This window comes from Acidocella facilis ATCC 35904 (assembly GCF_000687875.1).
Classification (GTDB): domain Bacteria; phylum Pseudomonadota; class Alphaproteobacteria; order Acetobacterales; family Acetobacteraceae; genus Acidocella; species Acidocella facilis.
In genome coordinates this window covers 248,432-269,862 of the sequence record NZ_JHYG01000005.1, presented here as the reverse complement: position 1 = coordinate 269,862, position 21,431 = coordinate 248,432, and the positions used below count along the sequence as shown (strand labels likewise).

Annotated in this window: 20 protein-coding genes and 1 tRNA gene; 7 read left to right on the top strand and 14 right to left on the bottom strand. The window is 62.8% G+C overall.

Annotated elements, in window-relative coordinates:
* The first annotated feature begins 48 nt into the window (after positions 1-48).
* The 3 genes from T331_RS0108990 to T331_RS0108980 are packed head-to-tail and all read left to right on the top strand — an operon-like array spanning position 49 to position 6,557.
* Complete coding sequence (locus T331_RS0108990) at positions 49-1,317, top strand: restriction endonuclease subunit S (RefSeq protein WP_081822176.1); 1,269 nt, start codon at positions 49-51, stop codon at positions 1,315-1,317.
* Complete coding sequence (locus T331_RS0108985; RefSeq protein ID WP_026439759.1) at positions 1,317-4,493, top strand: type I restriction endonuclease subunit R; 3,177 nt, start codon at positions 1,317-1,319, stop codon at positions 4,491-4,493. Before T331_RS0108990 ends, T331_RS0108985 begins: the two co-directional genes overlap by 1 nt.
* Positions 4,494-4,541: 48 nt before the next feature.
* Positions 4,542-6,557 carry a hypothetical protein gene (locus T331_RS0108980; protein WP_155992658.1) on the top strand — a complete coding sequence of 672 codons (2,016 nt, stop codon included), beginning with the start codon at positions 4,542-4,544 and terminating at the stop codon, positions 6,555-6,557.
* Between the two features lie 106 nt (positions 6,558-6,663).
* Here T331_RS0108980 and T331_RS0108975 read toward each other — a convergent pair.
* The 14 genes from T331_RS0108975 to T331_RS0108910 form a co-directional block, all read right to left on the bottom strand.
* Positions 6,664-6,740, bottom strand: a tRNA-Arg gene (locus T331_RS0108975).
* Between the two features lie 54 nt (positions 6,741-6,794).
* Positions 6,795-7,901 carry a 3-isopropylmalate dehydrogenase gene (gene leuB, locus T331_RS0108970; RefSeq protein ID WP_008494341.1) on the bottom strand — a complete coding sequence of 369 codons (1,107 nt, stop codon included), beginning with the start codon at positions 7,899-7,901 and terminating at the stop codon, positions 6,795-6,797.
* A 2-nt stretch (positions 7,902-7,903) separates the two neighbouring features.
* On the bottom strand, positions 7,904-8,518 hold the full coding sequence (gene leuD, locus T331_RS0108965; protein ID WP_008494342.1) for a 3-isopropylmalate dehydratase small subunit: 615 nt from the start codon (positions 8,516-8,518) through the stop codon (positions 7,904-7,906).
* Positions 8,518-9,921, bottom strand: coding sequence for a 3-isopropylmalate dehydratase large subunit (gene leuC, locus T331_RS0108960; RefSeq protein ID WP_026439757.1), 1,404 nt, complete (start codon positions 9,919-9,921; stop codon positions 8,518-8,520). Before leuC ends, leuD begins: the two co-directional genes overlap by 1 nt.
* A 236-nt stretch (positions 9,922-10,157) precedes the next feature.
* Positions 10,158-10,547, bottom strand: coding sequence for a 50S ribosomal protein L19 (gene rplS, locus T331_RS0108955; protein WP_026439756.1), 390 nt, complete (start codon positions 10,545-10,547; stop codon positions 10,158-10,160).
* A 27-nt stretch (positions 10,548-10,574) separates the two neighbouring features.
* Complete coding sequence (gene trmD / locus T331_RS0108950; RefSeq protein ID WP_026439755.1) at positions 10,575-11,276, bottom strand: tRNA (guanosine(37)-N1)-methyltransferase TrmD; 702 nt, start codon at positions 11,274-11,276, stop codon at positions 10,575-10,577.
* A complete protein-coding gene (gene rimM, locus T331_RS0108945) occupies positions 11,273-11,812 on the bottom strand; it encodes a ribosome maturation factor RimM (protein ID WP_026439754.1) in 540 nt (179 codons plus the stop codon). Before rimM ends, trmD begins: the two co-directional genes overlap by 4 nt.
* A 29-nt stretch (positions 11,813-11,841) precedes the next feature.
* Positions 11,842-12,189: a 30S ribosomal protein S16 gene (gene rpsP, locus T331_RS0108940; protein WP_008494347.1), complete on the bottom strand. Its 348-nt coding sequence runs from the start codon at positions 12,187-12,189 to the stop codon at positions 11,842-11,844.
* A 27-nt stretch (positions 12,190-12,216) separates the two neighbouring features.
* Positions 12,217-13,590, bottom strand: a complete 1,374-nt coding sequence (gene ffh, locus T331_RS0108935; RefSeq protein ID WP_008494348.1) for a signal recognition particle protein — start codon at positions 13,588-13,590, stop codon at positions 12,217-12,219.
* Positions 13,591-13,894: 304 nt separating this feature from the next.
* Positions 13,895-14,506, bottom strand: coding sequence for a response regulator FixJ (fixJ, locus tag T331_RS0108930; protein ID WP_008494349.1), 612 nt, complete (start codon positions 14,504-14,506; stop codon positions 13,895-13,897).
* Positions 14,503-15,639, bottom strand: coding sequence for a sensor histidine kinase (locus tag T331_RS0108925; RefSeq protein ID WP_026439753.1), 1,137 nt, complete (start codon positions 15,637-15,639; stop codon positions 14,503-14,505). The genes fixJ and T331_RS0108925 overlap by 4 nt, the downstream gene beginning before the upstream one ends.
* A gap of 249 nt (positions 15,640-15,888) precedes the next feature.
* Positions 15,889-16,593 carry a histidine ABC transporter permease HisM gene (hisM, locus tag T331_RS0108920; protein ID WP_026439752.1) on the bottom strand — a complete coding sequence of 235 codons (705 nt, stop codon included), beginning with the start codon at positions 16,591-16,593 and terminating at the stop codon, positions 15,889-15,891.
* Positions 16,590-17,300, bottom strand: coding sequence for an ABC transporter permease (locus tag T331_RS0108915; protein ID WP_026439751.1), 711 nt, complete (start codon positions 17,298-17,300; stop codon positions 16,590-16,592). The genes hisM and T331_RS0108915 overlap by 4 nt, the downstream gene beginning before the upstream one ends.
* 64 nt (positions 17,301-17,364) lie before the next feature.
* Positions 17,365-18,180 carry an ABC transporter substrate-binding protein gene (locus T331_RS0108910; protein WP_026439750.1) on the bottom strand — a complete coding sequence of 272 codons (816 nt, stop codon included), beginning with the start codon at positions 18,178-18,180 and terminating at the stop codon, positions 17,365-17,367.
* Between the two features lie 216 nt (positions 18,181-18,396).
* Between T331_RS0108910 and T331_RS0108905 the strand changes: the two genes are divergently transcribed.
* The 4 genes from T331_RS0108905 (at position 18,397) to T331_RS0108890 (ending at position 21,427) form a co-directional block, all read left to right on the top strand.
* Positions 18,397-18,807, top strand: a complete 411-nt coding sequence (locus T331_RS0108905) for a DNA-binding transcriptional response regulator (protein WP_026439749.1) — start codon at positions 18,397-18,399, stop codon at positions 18,805-18,807.
* A 67-nt stretch (positions 18,808-18,874) separates the two neighbouring features.
* Entirely contained in the window at positions 18,875-19,504 is a 630-nt protein-coding gene (locus T331_RS17890; protein WP_162173893.1) for a helix-turn-helix domain-containing protein, read from the top strand.
* A gap of 64 nt (positions 19,505-19,568) precedes the next feature.
* The gene (locus T331_RS17885; protein WP_035179676.1) at positions 19,569-20,435 is read left to right on the top strand and encodes a metal ABC transporter solute-binding protein, Zn/Mn family; all 867 of its coding nucleotides are present in this window, start codon (positions 19,569-19,571) and stop codon (positions 20,433-20,435) included.
* Between the two features lie 185 nt (positions 20,436-20,620).
* Positions 20,621-21,427 carry a metal ABC transporter ATP-binding protein gene (locus tag T331_RS0108890; protein ID WP_035179751.1) on the top strand — a complete coding sequence of 269 codons (807 nt, stop codon included), beginning with the start codon at positions 20,621-20,623 and terminating at the stop codon, positions 21,425-21,427.
* Positions 21,428-21,431: the final 4 nt, after the last annotated feature.

The window sequence follows — 21,431 nt, the reverse complement described above, 5'->3', positions numbered from 1 at the left end:
TATAACCATCCGTTTCTTCAAGGCGGCTTGCCGTCGGGGTGGAAAGTTATGACCGTCGATAAGGTCAAAGCACCTGAACGTCACGCATGTGTCGCGGGACCATTTGGCTCGTCGATCAGTTCAAAATTTTTTGTTGAAAAAGGCGTTCCCGTAATTCGAGGATCGAACCTTTCTCTTGGACTGGAGCGCTTCATTTCGTCAAACTTTGTATTCATTGCCCCTGAAACCGCTGAGAAGTTTTCTGCGCAAACTGTTGTGCCTGGGGATTTGGTTTTTACCTGTTGGGGTACAATTGGGCAGGTCGGTCTGATTCCACCTGATGGTCCATTCCATCGGTATGTGATTTCGAATAAGCAATTGAAGCTTAGAGTAGACTCGCAATTGCTTGAGCCTCTCTTCGCGTATTACTATTTTGCCTGCCCCGAGACGGTCGAATATATCCAAGGGCGCGCTATTGGCTCAGCCGTTCCTGGCATAAATCTGGGGATTTTGAAGTCTCTCCCGGTTATACTTCCCCCTATCGAAACCCAGCGCCGTATCGCCTCCATCCTGGGGGCCTATGACGACCTGATCGAGGTGAACAGGCGGCGCATCGCGGTGCTTGGGGAAATGGCCCGGCGCCTGTTCGACGAATGGTTCGTCAACTTCCGCTTCCCCGGCCACGAAGGCCACGCGATGGTTGAGACGAAGGGCGGGACCATACCCGAGGGTTGGACCATGCAGCCGTTGGAAGCCCTGACGAGCTACATCTCCCGAGGTATTGCACCGGCGTATGATGACGAAGCCCCTGGTCTAGTGATCAATCAGAAATGTATCCGCGATGGTCGACTCTCCCTGAAAGCCGCTAGACGTCAACGCAAAGCTGTACCTCCAGTGAAGGTGGTAGAGGCTGGCGACATTCTGGTTAATTCAACTGGGACGGGAACGCTGGGTCGTATCGCCCAGGCTGAAGAGATTCCCCCAGGCACCACGGTTGACAGCCACGTAACGATCATTAGGCCGCGAAGAGAAGTTGACCGTGATTTTCTTGGCACTTCCGTTTCACGTCTTCAGGCCCTCTTCGAGAGTATGGCCGTTGGTGCTACAAATCAGATGGAACTCAATCGCAGCAGATTGGCGTCTACGGAGGTAGTCGTTCCACACGGCGGCCTTGCCGTTCAGTTCGGGGCAGTCGTGCGGCCGATTCGGGTCCTGGCGCACAAGTTGGAACGACAATGCGATCGGCTGACAGCTTCCCGCGACCTCCTCCTCCCGCGCTTAATTTCCGGCGAGCTTTCCGTCGCCACCGCTGAGCGGGAACTGGAAGACGCCGCCTAATGGTGCCGAAAGACCCTCCCACATCGCTGGTTTCCAGCCTGTCCACCGAGGCAGCCCTGGTGGAAAACCCGGCGATTGAGTTGATGGGTGAACTCGGCTGGTCCACCGCCAACCTGCTGCATGAACAACCCGGCCCAAAAAACCCCACCGGGCGGCTTTCGTTCAAAAATCCCTTTCTGTCGGCCCGGCTGGCGGCGGCCCTTCGCGCGATCAACCCCTATCTGCCGGACCAGGCCTTGGCTGATGCCATCGACACGCTGACGCAGGATCGCTCCGCCATGCTGCCGGTAGCCGCCAACCGCGAGGTGGCCCGGCTGCTGCGCGAGGGCGTGCCGGTCGCCATCAAGCAGCCCGACGGCCTGCCGAAGGATGAGCGGGTCTGGCTGATCGACTGGCAGGACCGGAGCAAGAACGATTTTTTCCTGGCGTCCCAACTCTGGGTGCATAGCGACCTCTATGTTCGCCGGCCCGACCTTGTGGGCTACGTCAACGGCATCCCGCTGTTGCTGATGGAGCTGAAGGCGGCGCATGTAAAACTCTCCGAGGCCTACGACAAGAACATCAAGGACTACCGCGACACTATCCCGCGCTTGTTCGATGCTAACGCCTTCGTGGTGCTGTCCAACGGCCATGAGGCGGTGCTGGGCCCCAGCCACGCGGCGCTGGAGGATTACGCGCTGTGGAAAAAAGTGGCCGATGAGGACGAGGAGGAAAAAGCCGGGTTAGAGACGCTGCTGCGCGGCACCTGCGCGCCGGAGCGGTTTTTAGACATCATCGAGAATTTCATCATCTTCCAGGAGGTGGTCGGCGGCCAGCGCAAGGTGGTGGGCAAGTATCACCAGGTGCTGGGCGTCAACCGTGCCATCGAGGCCGTAAAGCAAGTGCGGGAAAACCAGGGGCGCCTCGGCGTGTTCTGGCACACTCAGGGCAGCGGCAAGAGCTTGTCCATGGCGTTCTTCGCCGAGAAGGTGCTGCGCACGCGGGGGAATAACTGGTCCTTCGTCGTGGTAACGGACCGTACCGAGCTGGATGACCAGATCGCCGGCACCTTCGCCTCCATCGGCGCCTTTGGGGCATTGAAAGCGCGCGACTGCCAGGCGCAGAGCGGCGCCGATCTGCGGGAGAAGCTGGCCGGGCAGCAGCGTTACCTCTTCACCCTGATCCAGAAATTCGGCACTGAGCGGGGCGAGCTTATGCCGGTGCTGTCAGAGCGCTCGGATGTCATCGTCATCACCGATGAGGCGCACCGCAGCCAATACGCCCAGCTCGCCGCCAACATGCGCCGAGCGTTACCCAACGCGGCCTTCCTAGGCTTCACCGGCACACCGCTGATGGCGGGTGAGGAGCGCACCCGCGAGGTATTTGGGGATTACGTCTCCATCTACAATTTTGCGCAGTCGGTGGCCGATGGCGCCACCGTGCCGCTATTTTACGAGGGGCGGCAGCCAGAGCTGCAACTGGCCAAGGAGGATTTGCGCGACGACCTGCAGGCGCTGCTGGATGAGGCGGAACTGAGCCCGGAGCAGGAGAAGCAGGTCCAAACACAGTTCGCCCGGCAGTACCATCTCATCACCCGCGAGGACCGGTTGGATAAAATTGCCGGTGATCTGGCCCGGCATTTTGCCGGCCGAGGCTATCGCGGGAAGGGCATGTTCGTGGCCATCGACAAGGCCACCGCCGTGCGGATGTGCCTGAAGACCCAGGCGGCGTGGCAAGGCCTGATCGCCGAGCAGGAGGCGTTGCTGGCCAAAGCGCCGGAGCCGGCGCGCGAGGCGCTGGCGGAAAAACTCGCCTGGATGCGCGAGACGGGCATGGCGGTGGTGGTCAGTCAGTCACAGGGCGAGATCGAGGAACTGAAGGCCAAGGGTCTCGACATTACCCCGCACCGTAAACGCATGGTGGAGGATGATCTCGAGGGGCGGTTCAAGGACCCCAAGAATCCCCTACGCCTGGTGTTTGTCTGCGCCATGTGGATCACCGGCTTCGACGTGCCAACATGCAGCACCGTCTACCTCGACAAGCCAATGAAGAACCACACGCTCATGCAGACCATCGCGCGAGCGAACCGGAACGCGCCGGGCAAGCAGGCCGGCACGATTGTGGATTACGTGGGCGTGTTCGCGAACCTGCAGGACGCGCTGGCGATCTACGGTGCCCCGAAGGGGGGAGAGAAACCCATCCGCGACAAGAGCGCTCTGGTCGAGCTGCTGGAGGACGCACTCGCTGAAGCGGAGAGCTACGGCAAAATTTATGGTGTCGATACCGCAGGCATCCTCGACGCTGACAAACTCCAGCGGGCCATGCTGATCGGCAAGGCTCAGGAGGCGCTGATTGCCCCTGATGACGTCCGGCGCGGATTCCTGCGGCGCGCCGATGCCGCCACGCGCGCCTATCGGGCCGTGCTGCCCGATGATCGGGCGGCACCATTCCTGAAACGCGTGGCCGCGCTGGTCGTGGTAGCGCAGGCGATCCGCAACCAGCTTGGCCCGGCTGACATTTCTACCCTGGCCGCGCAGGTGGAGGCGCTGCTGGATGAGAATATCCTGGGCGTGGAAATTGCCGCCCCGGTGCGCGAGGGCGGCGACACGAAGGGGCTGACCGACCTCTCGACAATCGATTTCGAGGCTCTGGCGGAGGCGTTCGCGAAGGGGCCTCGCACCACGGTGGATCAGCTGCGTACCAAGGCTACCGAGACCGTGGAGAGAATGGCCGCGCAAAACCCCTCACGCGTGGATTTGATCGAGAAGCTGGAGATGCTGATCGACGCCTACAACTCCGCCACGGCCAGCGTGGAGGAAACATTTGAGAAGCTAAAAGCCTTCATCCGCAGCCTCGATGAAGAGCAGGGCCGTGCCGCGCGCGAGGACCTCACCGAGGATGAACTGGCGATTTACGATCTGCTCACGAGGCCGGAACCGAAGCTGACCAAAGCGCAGGACGCGGAGGTTAAGAAGGTCGCCCGCGAGCTGCTGGTACAGCTCCACGACAAGGTAGCCGTCTTCGAGTGGCACCGCCGCCAGCAGACCCGCAGCGATGTGGAATGGACCATCAGGGAGGTCCTGAATGCACTCCCTGCCGAGCCCTACCCAGAGGAACTATGGAACGCGAAGGTGGATGCGACTTGGCAGTTCGTGTTCGGGCGGCCTGATTGGGCGTTCTCTCTTCAAACTGAGTAACGGCTGAGGGCACTTCGCCGGAGCCGCGAAATCTCATAAGGTAACGTCATGGACGCAGTGACATCGATCGTTGAGCCAAGCTTCGAATTCGACCTCGCGGGTAGGGTTCGAAACCTAGGATTGCCTGCCTCGGCGGTTAACTCTTTGATTCCATTGTTTGAGGCTGTCAGTAACGGCCTTCATGCCATAGAGGCGCGGTGGAAGGACGACGCAACGCGTTTGGGGCAGGTTACCATTGAGATTCATCGGAGCGGTGACGATGACGGGGGCGGTGTCACGGGCTTCACGGTCACCGATAATGGGATCGGCTTGAACGAAACGAACTGGAGGTCATTTCTAACCTCTGATTCGCCGATGAAAATTGCACGCGGCGGCAAGGGAGTCGGTCGCCTGGGATGGCTCAAGGCATTTAGCGACTGTCGAATCACCAGCCGATTTGATGGGGCCGACGGCGTGATGTGCCGGGAGTTCGGTTTTGCGCTGCGTGACGGCCCCAATCCAATTCATGGGCACGTTTTGACGCGGGAGGCTGGCCGGAAAGGCGCAGGCACTGAAGTCCGTCTTATGCCCTTTCAACCCAATTTTGAGGCCTATTGCCCGAAGAAAGCAGCGACAATTGCTGCCAAATTAGTGGGGCACTTCCTGAACTATTTTGCCTTAGGCAAGCTTCCCCATATGGTCATTACTGACGGCGCGGAGGTGATCAATCTGGGTAAATTCTTCTCAGACAATCAACAGCGAAATGACGTCAAGGTTATTGATATCCAGTTGGACCCGATCATCGGACCATCAGAATTTCAAATTTACCACGTGCTCCTCCACAAGCAGTTGAAGTTTTTGGAGGGAGGGAACCACTGGATGTTCTACGCGGGTAATGAGCGCGTGGCCTACCAAGAGCAGCTCGATAGTCAGCTTGGCTTGAAATATGTGGGGGAGAACTCCGACTGCGTTTACGTCGGCTTGGTCACCGGGAGCTATCTGGACGGGCACGTCAATCAGGAGCGAACCAACTTCACCTTCGGTAAAGATAGAATGGCTGAAATTCACAAGGCCGCAATTGCGTCGGCCAAAGAATTTCTTGGGCAATATATCGACCGAATTCGTGAGCAACAGGTTGAGACAACAAGTCGGATCATCCGCGACAACCCGCAATTTTTACCTTTTAGGGATGCACTGCCTGAGTTTGTCGAGAAAAATCTATCCCTGAATACTCAGGGGGACGAGGAGATATTTCTTGAGTTAAGCAGGCGGAAGCTACGCGCCAAGCGACAGTTGGACGGGCAGCTGCGATCCTTGAAGGAGAACGGCCCGGATAGTGTACAAGGCAGCGTCGAGAAGATCACCAAGGCCCTGAATGACGAAAAAAAGAGTAGCTTGGCTGAGTATGTGGTCCGAAGGAAGGCCATCCTCGACTTGCTCGATTCGTCGTTGGCGTTCAAAGAGCCCGAGAAACGCCGCTACTATAAAGAAGAAGTGATTCATGAGCTAATCGTACCACTTAGGTCTAGCTCAGAAGAGCTGGACTATAATCAGCACAATTTGTGGATACTCGATGATCGGTTAGCCTTCTACTCGTTTTTTCGAAGCGACAAGCCATTCTCGACTTTTACTGAAGGGGATAGCGGCAGAGAGCCCGATCTCGCCGTGATCTTCGAACCCTCCCTTGCTTTCCGGCGGGAAGGTTCCGACGAGCCAGTCGTGATTATAGAGTTCAAGCGCCCAGGGCGAACCGAATACGACCAAAACTCCAACCCGGTGACGCAGGTTCTGGAGTACGTCGACCTTTTCCGGGCAGGTAATGCTGTCACGGATAAGAACGGGAGGGTTATCAAACCCATAACTCCGGCCACGCGGTTCGTCTGCTTCGTCATCGCAGATTTTACAGATAATCTGAAAAAAGTTTTGCGATATTCGGTGGCGTCACATCCAACGGCCGACGGCGAGGGCTTCTTTGGCGTGTCCACAGAACACAATGCCAGCATCGAGGTGCTGCCCTATTCGAAAATTCTTCACGACGCAAAGGTTCGAAATGAGGCATTCTTCCGACATCTCGGGCTGGGTTGAAGGACCCCTGGGCAAGGCTGATTGTGGGCATACCGTGGGACGGCGAAGGAGCCCGCAGCCGCTACCAGCCTCGGATCTCACAAGCCTTTGTAAAGCAAGGAGAAAATGGCGCGCCCGAAGAGATTCGAACTCCTGACCCTCAGATTCGTAGTCTGATGCTCTATCCAGCTGAGCTACGAGCGCGCGGTGCGCGGGGTGTAACCGAAGCGTCTTGCGCAGGCAACCCCCACCTTAAAATTAAATCGCCTGCAGTTCTGCGAGCAGCGCATCCCCCATTTCCGCGGTGGACAGGACGGCGCGGCCGGGAGCGGCGATGTCAGGCGTGCGGCCGGCCTTGGCCAGAACGCGCTCCACCGCGGCCTCAATGGCGGCGGCATCCTCGTCCATGTCGAAAGAGTAGCGCAGCATCATCGCCAGGCTCAGCACCTGCGCCAGAGGGTTCGCCTTGGCCTGACCGGCAATGTCCGGGGCGGAGCCGTGGATCGGCTCGTAGAAGCCCGGCAGGCGGCCGGTGGCGTCCTTGGCGCCCAGAGTCGCGGAGGGCAGCAGCCCCAGCGAGCCGGTGAGCATCGCCGCGAGGTCAGACAGCAGATCCCCGAACAGATTGCCGGTGACGATGACATCGAACTGCTTCGGGTTCTTCGCCAGCTGCATCGCGCAATTATCGGCATACATGTGGCTCAGCGCCACATCCGGGAATTCGTCCTGCTGCAGCTTGGTCATCACCTGGCGCCAGAGCAGGCCGGATTCCATCACATTGGCCTTCTCCACACTGCAGACGCGGTTCTGGCGCTTGCGGGCCAGCTCAAACGCCACCCGGCCGACACGCTGGATCTCGCCTGTGGTGTACACCTCGGTATTGATGCCGCGCTGGGTGCCGTCCGGCAGCGTCTCAATGCCGCGCGGCTCGCCGAAATACACCCCGCCCGTGGCTTCACGCACGATCATGATATCCAGCCCGCGCACCAGATCTGGTTTGAGCGAGGAGGCATCCACCAGCGCGTCGAACACTTTCGCCGGGCGCAGATTGGCGAACACCTGCAGCTCGGCGCGCAGCTTCAGCAGCCCGGCCTCGGGGCGGATGTCAAACGGCACCTTGTCCCATTTCGGGCCGCCGACGGAGCCGAACAGCACCGCATCCACGCCCTTGGCCGCGGCCAGCGCCGCATCGGTCAGCGGTACGCCATGCGCGTCGATGGAGGCGCCACCCACCAGCTCCTCGGTGATGGCGAAGCTGGCGCGCTTGCTCTCCTGCAGCCAGCCCAGCACGCGTTTGGCCTGGGCCATCACTTCGGGGCCGATGCCGTCGCCCGGCATCAGCAGCACACTCTTATTGGCAACCATGATTACGCTCCCTGAATTTTCGGCGTCCAGGCCGGGATTTTCGACTCATAGGAATCGATCGCGGCCGCGTGTTCCAGCGTCAGCCCGATATCGTCGAGCCCGCCAAGCAGGCAATGTTTGCGGAACGGGTCCACCTGGAAGGGAATCTCTTCGCCATTCGGGCGCACCACCATTTGCCGCTCAAGGTCCACGGTCAGACGGGCATTGCCGCCCATTGCCGCATCCTCGCGCAGCTTCGCGCAGATCTCTTCCGGCAGCGCGATCGGCAGGATGCCGTTCTTGAAGCTGTTATTGAAGAAGATATCCGCGAAGCTGGGCGCGATGATGCAGCGAATGCCGAAATCCAGCAGCGCCCAGGGGGCATGCTCGCGCGAGGAGCCGCAGCCGAAATTATCGCCCGCCACCAGGATCTGCGCCTTGCGATAAGGCTCCTGGTTGAGCACGAAATCGGCCTTGTCCGAGCCGTCGGCATTATAGCGCATATCCGCGAACACGCTCTTGCCAAGCCCGGTGCGTTTGATGGTCTTCAAAAACCGCGCCGGGATGATCTTGTCGGTATCGATATTATCGATGTTCAGCGGTGCCGCGATCGCGGTGAGGGTGGTGAACTTATCCATCAGATCAGCTCCCGGACATCGGTGATCACGCCGGTCACGGCGGCGGCGGCGGCCATGGCCGGGGAGAGCAGGTGGGTGCGCCCGCCCGGCCCCTGGCGGCCCTCGAAATTACGGTTGGAGGTGGAGGCGCAGCGCTGGCCCGGCGTCAGCTTGTCCGGGTTCATGCCCAGGCACATCGAGCACCCGGCCTCACGCCATTCAAACCCGGCCTCGGTGAAGATCTTGGCCAGACCTTCTTCTTCAGCCTGCTGCTTCACCAGGCCCGAGCCCGGCACCACCAGCACCCGCACGCCCTGCGCCACCTTGCGGCCCTTGGCCACGGCGGCGGCGGAGCGCAGATCCTCGATGCGCGAATTGGTGCAGGAGCCGATGAACACCACGTCAATTTTGGTGCCCTGGATCTTCTGCCCGGCCTCTAGCCCCATATAGCTCAGCATCCGCTCCATCTGGGCGCGCTTGGCCGCGTCCGGCTCATCCGCCGGGTTCGGCACGCTGCCGGTGACGGGAATGACGGTCTCCGGGCTGGTGCCCCAGGTGACCTGCGGAATGATATCTTCGGCCCGCAGCTCGACGATCTTGTCGTAATGCGCGCCCTCATCGCTCGGCAGGGTCTTCCAATAGGCCACGGCGGCATCGAAATCCGCCCCCTTCGGCGCGAATGGACGGCCCTTGATATACTCAAAGGTCACCTCATCCGGCGCCACCAGCCCGGCACGCGCGCCACCCTCGATGGACATGTTGCACATGGACAAACGCCCCGCCATGTCCAGCGCGCGGATGGCCTCACCCGCGAACTCCATCACATAGCCGGTGCCGCCGCCGGTGCCGATCTTGCCGATCACCGCCAGCATGATGTCCTTGCCCGAGCAGCCCTCCGGCAGCTTGCCATCCACGCGGATCAGCATGTTCTTCGCCGGCTTCTGCAGCAGCGTCTGGGTGGCGAGCACATGCTCCACCTCCGAGGTGCCGATGCCAAAGGCCAGCGCGCCCATCGCGCCATGGGTGGAGGTGTGGCTGTCGCCGCACACAATCGTCATGCCCGGCAGCGAAATGCCCTGCTCCGGCCCGATCACGTGCACAATGCCCTGCCGCACGTCCGACATCGGGAAGTACGTCACCCCGAAATCCTTGACGTTCTGCTCCAGCGTCGCAATCTGCAGCGCGCTCTCCGGCTCGTTCACTTCGGTCAGACGCTCAGCACTGGTCGGCACATTATGGTCGACGACGGCGATGGTGTTCTCCACCCGGCGAACCTTGCGGCCCGCCATGCGAAGCCCCTCAAATGCCTGCGGGCTGGTTACCTCATGTACGAGATGGCGGTCGATATAGAGAACGCAGGTGCCGTCCTCCAGCCGATCCACCACATGGGCATCCCAAATCTTGTCAAATAACGTCCGCGGCATCGTCTTCAGGCCTCCTCAAAGTAAGAAAGCCCAGGGGGCAGCTGCCCCCTGGACCCCCGCAAAGGGCCGAGAGGCCCTTTGATCCCATAAATTCGGGTCTGGGAAAGGGAGGGCCATCACAGCCCTCTCCACCGTAAGGTGGTGGTATGGCCCTCCCTTTCCCAGACCCGGGTGGGTTCCAAGGGCCTTCCGGCCCTTGGTGGGGGTGCAGGGGGTGAAACCCCCTGCGGTCTTCCTTACTGAGCGGCCTCGGTGGTCGTGGTGACCTCGCGGGCCTTCTCGGCGATGCGGGCGGACTTACCGCGGCGGCCGCGCAGGTAGTAGAGCTTGGCGCGGCGCACGTCGCCACGGCGGATCACGTTGATCTCCGCGATGATCGGGGCATAGAGCGGGAACACGCGCTCCACGCCTTCGCCGTAGGAGATCTTACGGACGGTGAAGGAGGAGTTCAGGCCACGGTTGGAGCGGGCGATGCACAGGCCTTCGAAGGCCTGGATACGGGAGCGCTCGCCTTCCTTCACGGTCACGTTCACACGCAGCGTGTCGCCGGGGGCGAAGGCCGGGATGGTCTTGGTCTCGGTCAGCTTCGCGATCTGCTCAGCCTCGAGGGTCTGGATGATGTTCATGGGTTAGGTCCTTCTCGAAACGGGTGTTTAGGGTGCTGGCGCACCGGTTGCAACAAATTGGGCATAGAGGTCGGGTCGGCGGGTTTTGGTGATGGCGATGGCCTGGTCCTGCCGCCAGCTGGCGATGGCGGCATGGTTGCCGGAGGTGAGCACCTCTGGCACCGCGCGGCCGTCCCATTCGGCGGGGCGGGTGAAATGCGGGTATTCCAGCAGCTTCTGAGAAAAACTTTCCTCCGTGCCGCTTTCCGCATGGCCCATGACGCCGGGCAGCAGGCGGACTACCGCATCCAGCAGCACTAGCGCCGGCAGCTCGCCCCCGGAGAGCACATAGTCTCCGATGCTGATCTCCTCGCCCCCGCGTGCCTCGATCACGCGCTGGTCGATCCCCTCGAACCGGCCGCAGACCAGGATCACACCTGGTCCGTCCGCCAGCTCGCGCACCTTCGCCTGGGTGAGAGGCGCGCCGCGCGGGGTGAAGAAGATCAGCGGGCGGTCATCCGCGACGCTGGAGATGGCGGCATCCACCACATCCGGGCGCAGCACCATGCCGGCACCGCCGCCGAAGGGTGTGTCGTCCACCGCGCGGTGGCGGCCCAGCCCGAACTCACGGATATCCGTGGCTTTCAGGCTCCAGGTGCCGGCTTCCAGCGCCCGCCCGGCGAGGGACTCGCCCAGCGTGCCGGGGAACATGGCGGGAAACAGGGTCAGCACATCGGCGCGCCAGCTCATAGGCTGGGCTCCTCGGTGTTGGCCATGTCGTCCTTGGCCTCGATCTCTAGCGGCGGGTTCACCACCACATAGCCATCGGCCAGCTTCACCACCGGCACGCAGGCCCGGGTGAAGGGGATCAGCAATCCGCCAGGGGTGAGTTCCAGGCTCGCACCGGCACCGTAATCCAGCACATTGCTGATCTTGCCCAAAACCTGACCTTGCTCATCCTGGGCATTGAGCCCGATCAGATCGGCCAGGTAGAACTCTTCCTCCTCGGTCTCCGGCAAAACGGAGCGGGGCAGGAACAGCTCGACATTGGTCAGGCGCGCGGCAATGTCACGGTCGGTGATGCGGCTGCGGGTGGCGCCGGTGACCGTGCTGATCCAGGCGACATTGTCATGCGCCCAGTCGAGCGCGAAATGCCGGCCCTTGGCGTCGACAAGCACATGCTGGCTGAGGAGATCGGGCTCCTCCCCGTAAGCGTGCACGCGCACTTGCCCGCGCACGCCATGCGGCTTGCCAATCACGCCCATCAGGATCAGCCGGTCTTCCACACTATGCCTCTGTCTATGCCCTCAAAAGCTCAAGCGGCGGCTTCGGCCTTGGCCTTGGCGGCGGCGCGCTCCTGGGCCTTCTTCTTCGGCGCGGACTGCTTCGGCTGCTCGGCATAGACCGGGGCCTTGATCAGCTCGGCCTTGGCCAGGAAGCGGGCGACGCGGTCGGTCGCCTGGGCGCCGTTGGAGAGCCAGTACTGCAGACGCTCGGTCTTCAGCAGCACGCGCTCGGCATGCTCGGCCGGCAGCATCGGGTTGTAGGTGCCGACGCGCTCGATGAACTTGCCGTCGCGCGGCGCGTTCGCATCGGCGATCACGATATGGTAGAACGGGCGCTTCTTGGCGCCGGCGCGGGAGAGGCGGATTTTAACAGACATAGAGACTCCTTGGTTTCATCGTAAACGTTAAAAGGGTTTGCGGCCGCCCTTGGCGCCGCCCATGGCGGCCTGCATCTGGCGCATCATCGCCTCAGGCCCACCCATCTTGTTCATCCGCTTCATCATGGTCGACATATCGTCGAACTGCTTCAGCAGCTTGTTCACCTCCTGCACCGAGGTGCCGGAGCCGGCCGCCACGCGCTTCTTGCGGCTGGCCTTCATGATATCCGGTGCCCGGCGCTCGGCCGCCGTCATCGAGCCGATGATGGCGAGGTGGCGCTTGAACACCGTCTGGTCGAGATTCGCATCGGCGATCTGCTGCTTCATTTTGCCCATGCCGGGCAGCAGCCCGAGAATCCCGGACATCGAGCCCATCTTGGAAATCTGCTTCAGCTGCGAGGCATAATCGTCCAGATCGAACTTGCCCTTCGCCATCCGCTTGGCGAGCTTCTCGGCCTCGGCCTTGTCGATCGTCTCGGCGGCCTTCTCGACCAGCCCGACAATATCGCCCATGCCGAGAATCCGCCCGGCGATCCGCTCCGGGTTGAATTCATCCAGCGCATCCAGCTTCTCGCCCTGGCCGATCAGCTTGATCGGCGCGCCGGTGACCGCGCGCATGGACAGCGCCGCACCGCCGCGCGCATCGCCATCCAGCCGCGTCATCACGATGCCGGTAATGCTCACCGCTTCGTTGAAGGCGGTCGCGGTGGTCACCGCGTCCTGGCCGGTCATCGCGTCCACGACCAGCAGCGTCTCCACCGGGTTCACCGCAGCGCGGATCGCCTTCACCTCCTCCATCAACGCCAGGTCGATGGACAGGCGCCCGGCCGTATCCAGGATCACCACATCGTAGGATTCGCGCCGTGCCGTATCCATGGCGCGGTTGGCGATCTGCAACGGCGTCTGCCCGGCGATGATCGGCAGGCTGGTCACCTCGGCCCGCTGGGCGAGCTGTTCCAGCTGCAATTGCGCGGCCGGGCGCTGCGTATCCAGGCTGGCCAGCAGTACCTTCTTGCGCTCGCGGGTGCGCAGGCGGAGCGCGATCTTGCCGGAGGTGGTGGTCTTGCCGGAGCCCTGCAGACCCACCATCAGGATCGGCAGCGGGGCGGGGGCCAGCAGGTTCAGCGGGGCGGGCAGCCCGCCCAGCGCCTCGATCAGCGCGTCATTGACGATCTTGACGACCATCTGCCCCGGCGTGACCGAGCGCAGCACTTCCGCGCCCACCGCCTGCTCGCGCACCTTGGCCACGAAATCCTTGACCACCGGCAGCGCCACGTCCGCATCCAGCAGCGCCAGACGGATTTCGCGCAGCGCCTCGGTGACGTCAGATTCCGACAGCGCCCCGCGACGGCGGAGCCTGTCGAAAATATCACTGAACTTGCCCGACAGATTGTCGAACATCAGGCCAAACTCCACTCCTTGCGCGCCCCGCCGGGCTCGGGCACATCAGATGCCGCCAGCCCACGCAACGCAAAACGCGCCGTGGTGCGAACACTCGCAGCACGACGGTTTTTTCCAGGGCCGAGCCTGTGCGCCCCTCAAGCCCCAGAGTCAAGCCTGGGCGGCGATGGGGGGCGGAAAAACCACGCTAGAGCGCATTCCGTTCACGTTGGTGCACGGAACACGCTCTCGCTTTTTGTTCGAGCGAGCAACTTTATCCGATCAAACGAGTCCGTTTGATCGGATGTTGCTCTAGCGGGGGCGGTCAGGGTGCGGCGCGGGCGGTGAGCACCATGCGGACCAGATCCGGCAGGCTGCCGGCCTGCATCTTCTCCATCAGGTTGGCGCGGTGGATTTCCACCGTGCGGGCGCTGATCTTGAGGTCATAGGCGATGCTCTTATTCGGCAGCCCCTGCACCAGCCCGTCCAGCACCTCCGCCTCGCGCGGGGTGAGGCGGCGCAGCCGGGCGAGGATGGCCTCGGCATCCGCCGCGCCGGCCAGGGCGCGGGCCTGGCGGGCGAAGCCTTCCTCCACCGCCGCCAGCAGGGTGTCGTCCGAGAAGGGCTTCTCGATGAAATCCACCGCCCCGTTCTTCATCGCCGCCACCGCCAGCGGCACGTCGCCATGGCCGGTGATGACGATGACCGGCAGGAAGATCCGCCGTTCGGTGAGGGTGCGTTGCAGATCCAGCCCGCTCAAACCCGGCATCCTTACATCGGTGACGATGCAGCCCGGGGCGAGCGGGACGGGGCTGTCCAGGAAGGCGCTGGCCGAGTCGTAGGCGCGCACGCTGTGGCCGGCGCTGGCCAGCAGAAACACCAGAGCGGCGCGCACCGCCTCGTCATCATCGATGAGATGGACGATGTTGGTGCTCATGCGGTGCGCAAGGTGAAGGCGAAGAGGGTGCCGCCGCCGGGGCGCGGCTCTGCCCAGAGCTTGCCACCATGCGCCTCGATGATGGTGCGCGAGACCGAAAGCCCCACCCCCATGCCGCTCGCCTTGGTGGTGACGAAAGGCTGGAAGAGCTGGGCCGCGACCTCCGGGGCGATGCCGGGGCCGGTATCGGCGACTGAGATGCGCACCATCCCATCGGGCAGCGGGGCGGTCTCGATCTGCAGGGTTTTGACTTCACTGCCCTGCATCGCCTCCATCGCGTTGCGGATCAGGTTCACCAGCACCTGCTGGATCTGCACCTTGTCGGCGATGACGACGGGGCAGTCCGGATGGAAGCTGAAGCCGACATGCACCCCGCTTTCGCGCGCCCCGATCAGCGCCAGGGCGCTGGCTTCCTCGATCAGCTTGGGCAGGGTTTCGCGCTGGCGCTCGGTGGCGCCGCGGGTGACGAAGTCGCGCAGGCGGCGGATAATCTGCCCGGCCCGCAGCGCCTGCTCGGCGGCGCGCTCGATGCCGTCCTGCAGCAGCGCCGGGTCGGCAGCGCCGCGCGCCAGCAGGCGTTTGCAGCCGCTGAGATAGGTGGCGATGGCGGTGAGCGGTTGGTTCAGCTCATGCGCCAGGGTGGAGGCCATCTCGCCCATGGCGGTGAAGCGCGACATATGGGCGAGCTCGGATTGCAGCTCATGCAGCCTTGCCTGGGTTTCCTGGCGCTCGGTGAGGTCGCGCACGAAGCCGGTGAAGACGCGCCGCGCCCCCATCACCGCCTCGCCGATATAGAGCTCCATCGGGAAGGTGGTGGCATCGCGGCGCTGGCCCATCACCACGCGTGAGGCGCCGATGATGCGTTTCTCGCCGGTGGTGAGGTAGCGGGAGAGATATTGGTCATGCTGCTCGCGATAGGGGGAGGGCATCAGCAGGCTGACATTGCGGCCGGTGAGCTCGGCCTCCTGGTAGCCGAAGAGCCTTTCGGCGGCGGCGGAGAAAGAGATGATGTCGCCCTGCCCGTCGATCACCACCATGGCGTCGGGCACGGTCTCCAGGATGGAGCGCAGATGCGCTTCGCGGTCCAGCCAGGCGGCGTCTGCCGGGGCATGGGTGGAGGGCTTGGTCTTCATGCTCCCCTGGTGGCGTTGTTGTGCAGCCACTCTAACCCGGGCCGGCAGCGAAACACAACCGAAGGCGGTGCCTGAAACAGCCCGCTGAAAAAAGTTGTAAAAGTTTTTTGGGTGCCGCCTTTTTTCCAAAAAAGGCGGCGAAAACGTCTGGGGTGGAGGCGACGCCGGTGCCTCTACCCCAGACGTCTACGGGGGCTTTTTGAAAAAAGTCCCCGCACCCCCAAAAACTTTTGATCATTTTAAAGGGCTTTAAGTGCCCAGATGCGCCAGGAAATGCCGCTCCGCCCGGCGGAAGCAGAAGATCAGGGTGAAGGAAATGCAGAGATAGATCATCGCCGCCAGCCCGAACGCATCGAACGGCGCGTAGGTGGCGGTATAGGCGTCATTGGCCACTTTCAGAATGTCCGGCACCGTGGCGGTAAAGGCCAGGGTGGTGGCGTGCAGCATCAGGATCACCTCATTGCTGTACATCGGCAAGGCGCGGCGCAGCGCGGAGGGGATGATGATGCGCCGGTAGAGCGTGGCGCGTGACATGCCATAGGCGCGCCCGGCCTCGACCTCGCCAAAGGCGGTGTCACGGATGGCGCCGTAGAAAATCTCGGTCGTGTAGGCGCCGGTATTCAGCGCGAAGGAGAGCAGGGTGCAGTTCAGCGCGGAGCGGAAGAAATGCGCCAGCGGCGGCGTGTCTTGGACGAAATGCAGCCCATAAATGCCGGTATAGATCAGCAGCAGCTGGACATAGAGCGGGGTGCCGCGAAAGATGAAGCCATAGAGCCAGACCGGGCCCCAGATCAGCGGATTTTTGGAATTGCGCGCGATCGCCAGGGGCAGCGCCAGGCAGAAGCCGATGGCGCAGGAGATGATCAGCAGCCACAACGTCATCGCCACGCCGGTCATCTGGTAGCCGTCGGAGACCAGCAGCGCCAGGCCGTAATGCTGGAGAATATAGATCATAGCACCGCCTTGCGCACGCCGATCATGTATTTGCGCTCCAGCAGCAGCAGCACGCCGTTGGAGATGATGGTGAGCACCAGATAGACCGCCCCGGCGATGCTGATGAAGTAGAAGGTTTCGAAGGTGGCCTCGCCGGCCTGCTGGGCGATTTTCACCACATCGGTGAGGCCGATGATCGAGACCAGGGCGGTGGCTTTCAGGATCACCTGCCAGTTATTTCCAAGGCCGGGCAGGGCGTAGCGCATCATCTGCGGGAACAGCACCCGGCGAAAGACCAGGAAGGGGCGCATGCCGAACGCCCGCGCGGCTTCCAACTGGCCCTTGGGCACCGCCATGAAGGCGCCGCGAAAGGTTTCGGTGAAATAGGCGCCATAGATGAAGCCCAGCGTGATGACGCCGCTGGTGAACGGGTCGAGATTGAATTCCAGATCCACCGCGTTTTGCAGATTATCGATCCAGTCGGTGAGATCGTTGATCCAGATCTGCAGCGAATAGAAAATCAGCAGCATCAGCACCAGGTCGGGCACGCCGCGGATCAGGGTGGTGTAGAGGGTGGCCAGGGTCCGGGCGGTGCGGTTCTTGGAGAGCTTCGCCGAGGCGCCGATGAGGCCGAGCAGGAAAGAGACCACGAGCGAGAGCAATGAGAGCTCGATCGTCGTGATGGTGCCGGCGAGAAGTTGCGGCCCGTAGCCACCGAGATTGAACATGCTCCAGCCCTGTAGCGAAAGCCGGCCCCGGCGCAAAGATGCCGGGGCCGGATGGTCTTGAGAATCAGGGCGCCTGCTTGGCGGCTTCGGCGTTATAGATGCTGAAGTTGAAATACTTCGCCTGCAGCTTCTTGTAGGTGCCGTTCTTGTGGATCTGCGCGATCGCCCAGTCGATCTTCTTCAGCAGCGCCGGCTCGTCCTTGCGCACGCCGATGGCGATGTAGGAGCCCAGCACGTCCTTCGGATCGGAGGTGACATTGCCGGCCAGCGCGTAATCAGCGCCCTTCGGGGTCTTCAGGAAGCCGTAATCGGCCTCGACGCTATCCTGCAGAGAGGCGTCCAGACGGCCGGAGAGCAGATCGGCATAGACCTGATCCTGGCCCTGATAGGAGACGACGTTGACGCCGTTCGGCTGCCAGTAGGTCTTGGCGTAGGTCTCCTGGATGGTGCCGGCTTCGACGCCGACGGTCTTGCCCTTCAGGCTCGCCGCGGTCGGCTGCAGGCCGGAGCCCTTCTTGGCGATCAGGCTGGTCGGCTCGTCATACATCTCGGAGGAGAAGGCGACCTGCTTGGCGCGCTCCGGGGTGACAGTCATCGAGGACAGGATCGCGTCGAACTTGCGGGCTTCCAGCGCCGGGATGATGCCGTCGAAGGACTGGCTCACGAACACGCATTTCACCTTCAGCTCGGCGCAGATGGCGTTGCCGAGATCGATGTCGAAACCCTGGAACTGGCCCGAGGAGGAGAGGCTCTCGAAGGGCGGGTAGGTGGCGTCGACGCCGAACTTGATTTCCTTGAAGTCCTTGGCCGAGGCGGCCACGGGCGCCAGGCCGGCGAGCAGACAGGCGGCGGCAATGGCCGGCGCGAGGAATTTTTTCATGTTGTCTCCCATGTTTGACAGACCGCCCCGGCCCGCCTGCCGGGATGCGGTTTCAATGACATTACCCGATTAAAATCACAGCGCAATCACCTGTTTGCGGTTCAAAACGTCGTGAAGTTGCGGTGTATCAAGGCAGATGCCGGGCGGGGCGGACAAGGTGAGGGCGAAAATGCCTGTTGAGGCGGCAGCGCAGCGTTGAAGAGGGGTTGGGAGCATATGGCCGAGTCACGGCCGCTGGTGCTGGTGCATTCGGATGAGGAGCCGGTGGGCCAGGCCTTGCGTTTCGCGCTGGCGCTGGAAGGGGTGGAGGTCGGGCTCTGCGCCAGTGGGAGCGCGTTGCTGGCGCGGCGGGATCTGTCCCTCGCCGTCTGTCTGGTGCTGTGCCATGCGCCACCGCAGCTGGATGGCTGCGCCCTGGCGGCCTTGGTGCGCCAGGCCGGCGTGGCGGCCAGGGTGCTGCTGCTGGCGCCGTCTCTCTCGCCGCAGATGCAGGCGCAGGCCCGGGCGGCCGGGGTGTGGCTGGTGCTGGAAACCCCGGTGCAGGGCGATGTGCTGGTGGAGACCATCGTCGCCTGCCTGCCGGGGCGGCGGGACTACGTAGAATCCCTTAAGGAACAAACCGGATAGCGAGGCGGCGCGGCGCGGCGCTAGATCCCTCTGTCTTTGAGGGGATCGCAAAATGTCAGTCACCATAATGAGGTCGCAAGCGCCGCAATTTCGGGTCCCGCCGATGGTGCCGGGCCGTCCGGCCCCGCAGCACGCCGCCCCGGTTCTGCATGTGGCGGCGGAGGCGAGTGTCTTCAGCCAGGGTGATGCGGCGCGCTGCATGTACCGGGTCGTCTCCGGGCTGGTGCGGGCCTGCGCCTTCCAGGCGGATGGGCGCCGGCATATCGATGCCTTCTACCGGCCGGGCGATGTGTTTGGCTTCGAGCTGAACGGCGTGCACACGCTCTGCGCCGAAGCGGTGAGCGACTGCACGCTGGTGGCGCTGCGCCAGCCGGCCCTGCAGAGCGACCCGCAGGAAGCGGCGCAGCTTTATCATTACGCTATGCAGGCGCTGCAGCGCGCCCAGACCCATGCGCTGCTGCTCGGCCGCTGCAACGCGCCGCAGAAGCTGGCGCATTTCCTGCTCGACCTGCCCGCCCTGGGGCCGGTGGTGGAGCTGGTGACCTCGCGCCAGGATATCGCCGATTATCTCGGGCTGACGATCGAGACCATTTCCCGCACCTTGTCGCAGCTGGAGCGCGACGGGGTGGTGAAGCTGATCTCGGCGCGGCGGATCCAGTTTCTCGACAAATCCCGGCTGGAGGCGCTGACCCGCTAAACAGGCTGGACGAATGAGATGATATAATATATCAATCCCAGACGTGACGTTTGGGAGTTGGCGTATGCTGTTTCATCGTATCGGTTTGGCGCTGGTTTTTGGCCTGGCCGGGCATCTGGCGATGGCGCAGCCCGTGCTGCATGCGGTCGGGCTGGAAAATCAATATGCGGACGTGCTGGCACAGATCGGCGGGCCTTATGTAAAGGTGAGCGCGATCCAGTCCGATCCGAACACCGATCCGCATGAGTTCGAGGCGACGCCGCGTATCGCCGCACAGTTCCGCAAGGCCGATCTGGTGGTGGAAAACGGGCTGGGCTACGATTCCTGGGCGGCGCAGCTGCTGAAGGGCGGCCATGCCAAGCTGTTGAGCGCGCAGGCGCTGCTGAAGCTGCCGGATAGCACGCCCAACCCGCATCTCTGGTACCGCACCGATACGATGCCGGCCGTGGCGGCCGCCGCGGCGGCGTTTTTCGAGGCCAAGGACCCGGCGCACAAGGCGCAGTATCAGGCCAATCTGAAAGCTTTCGATGCCGCGCTGGCGCCGTGGAAGGCGGAGATCGCCAAGGTGAAGGCGCGCTATGCGGGCGCGCCGGTGGCGGTGACGGAGCCGGTGGCGGATGATCTGCTGCAGGAGGCCGGGTTGAAGATCATGACGCCGTTTTCCTATGAGCTGTCGGTGATGAACGATACCGATCCGGCGCCGCAGGATGTGGCGGCGGAAGAGGCGCTGCTGCGCGACAACAAGGTGAAGCTCTTTGCCTATAATGAGCAGGTGACGGACCCGCAGACCGAGGCGCTGCTGGCGCTGGCCAGGCAGCACCAGGTGCAGATTGTGCCGGTCTATGAGCTGATGCCGAGCAGCGCCAAGCATTACCAGGACTGGATGCTGCAGGCGACGACGGCGCTGGACCAGGCCCTGGCCGCGAAGTAAGGGCTTGACCTTTCAACGCCCCGCTCTGAAGTAGCGAAAGTTTTTGGGGGTGTGGGGGCTTTTTTCAAAAAGTCCCCACGAAGGCCTGGGGTGGTGGCAATGGCGTTGCCACACGTCACGGTTTTTCGCCGCTTTTTGAAAAAAGCGGCACCAAAAACTTTTGGTTTTTATTCAAGGACTCATTGGTGGATCAGCCGGCACTTGAAGTTACCGATCTGGCCGTCGCCCATGGCGGGCGCGAGGTGCTGCGCAATATCAGCTTCGCGCTGCCGCGGGGCAGTTTCTGTGGGCTGATCGGCGCCAATGGTGCTGGCAAAACCACGCTGCTGCGCGCGATCCTGGGGCTGCTGCCGTCGTCTGGGCGGATCCAGGCCGGCGGGCGGATCGGTTATGTGCCGCAAAAGATCAGCCTGGAGCCGGATCTGCCAGTGCGGGCGAAGGATTTCGTGGCGCTGGGGCTGGATGGGCATAAATTCGGCTTCGCGCTGCCCTCGCGCACCCGGCGCGCGGCGGTGGCGGCCGCCTTGCGGGCGGTGGAGGCGGAGGGCTTCGCCGAGCAGCGCATCGGCCGGCTTTCGGGCGGGCAGCAGCAGCGTGTGCTGATCGCCCATGCGCTGGTGCGCCAGCCGGAACTGCTGCTGCTGGACGAGCCGCTGGCCAATCTGGACATCAAGGCCGCCGCCGAGATCGTGGCGCTGCTGCGCCGGCTCTGCCGGGAGCGGCGGATGAGCGTGCTGCTTTGCGCGCATGACATGAACCCGCTGCTGCCGGTGATGGATCGGATCGTGTATGTCGCCAATGGCCGGGCGATCTGCGGGCCGGTGGAGAAGGTGGTGCGCACCGAAGTGCTCTCGAAGCTCTATGGCTACCATATCGACGTGATCCGCGTGCATGGGCGGGTGCTGGTGGTGGCCGGCAATGCAGGGTTCGAACCGGAGGAAGAGGCGTGCTGCGCGGAATGTGAAGCCGCGCACGTGACGGCCATCCCGTAAGATG

Coding starts and splice junctions, on each gene's coding strand:
- T331_RS17890 (WP_162173893.1), top strand. CDS start 18,875: ATGAGGTCGCAAGCGCCGCAATTTCGGGTCCCGCCGATGGTGCCGGGC.
- leuD (WP_008494342.1), bottom strand. CDS start 8,518: ATGGATAAGTTCACCACCCTCACCGCGATCGCGGCACCGCTGAACATC.
- T331_RS0108925 (WP_026439753.1), bottom strand. CDS start 15,639: ATGAAGACCAAGCCCTCCACCCATGCCCCGGCAGACGCCGCCTGGCTG.
- T331_RS0108985 (WP_026439759.1), top strand. CDS start 1,317: ATGGTGCCGAAAGACCCTCCCACATCGCTGGTTTCCAGCCTGTCCACC.
- ffh (WP_008494348.1), bottom strand. CDS start 13,590: ATGTTCGACAATCTGTCGGGCAAGTTCAGTGATATTTTCGACAGGCTC.
- trmD (WP_026439755.1), bottom strand. CDS start 11,276: ATGAGCTGGCGCGCCGATGTGCTGACCCTGTTTCCCGCCATGTTCCCC.
- T331_RS0108915 (WP_026439751.1), bottom strand. CDS start 17,300: ATGTTCAATCTCGGTGGCTACGGGCCGCAACTTCTCGCCGGCACCATC.
- rplS (WP_026439756.1), bottom strand. CDS start 10,547: ATGAACATCATCCAGACCCTCGAGGCTGAGCAGATCGCGAAGCTGACC.
- T331_RS0108990 (WP_081822176.1), top strand. CDS start 49: ATGACCGTCGATAAGGTCAAAGCACCTGAACGTCACGCATGTGTCGCG.
- hisM (WP_026439752.1), bottom strand. CDS start 16,593: ATGATCTATATTCTCCAGCATTACGGCCTGGCGCTGCTGGTCTCCGAC.
- leuC (WP_026439757.1), bottom strand. CDS start 9,921: ATGCCGCGGACGTTATTTGACAAGATTTGGGATGCCCATGTGGTGGAT.
- rpsP (WP_008494347.1), bottom strand. CDS start 12,189: ATGTCTGTTAAAATCCGCCTCTCCCGCGCCGGCGCCAAGAAGCGCCCG.
- fixJ (WP_008494349.1), bottom strand. CDS start 14,506: ATGAGCACCAACATCGTCCATCTCATCGATGATGACGAGGCGGTGCGC.
- T331_RS0108910 (WP_026439750.1), bottom strand. CDS start 18,180: ATGAAAAAATTCCTCGCGCCGGCCATTGCCGCCGCCTGTCTGCTCGCC.
- leuB (WP_008494341.1), bottom strand. CDS start 7,901: ATGGTTGCCAATAAGAGTGTGCTGCTGATGCCGGGCGACGGCATCGGC.
- T331_RS0108980 (WP_155992658.1), top strand. CDS start 4,542: ATGGACGCAGTGACATCGATCGTTGAGCCAAGCTTCGAATTCGACCTC.
- T331_RS0108905 (WP_026439749.1), top strand. CDS start 18,397: ATGGCCGAGTCACGGCCGCTGGTGCTGGTGCATTCGGATGAGGAGCCG.
- T331_RS17885 (WP_035179676.1), top strand. CDS start 19,569: ATGCTGTTTCATCGTATCGGTTTGGCGCTGGTTTTTGGCCTGGCCGGG.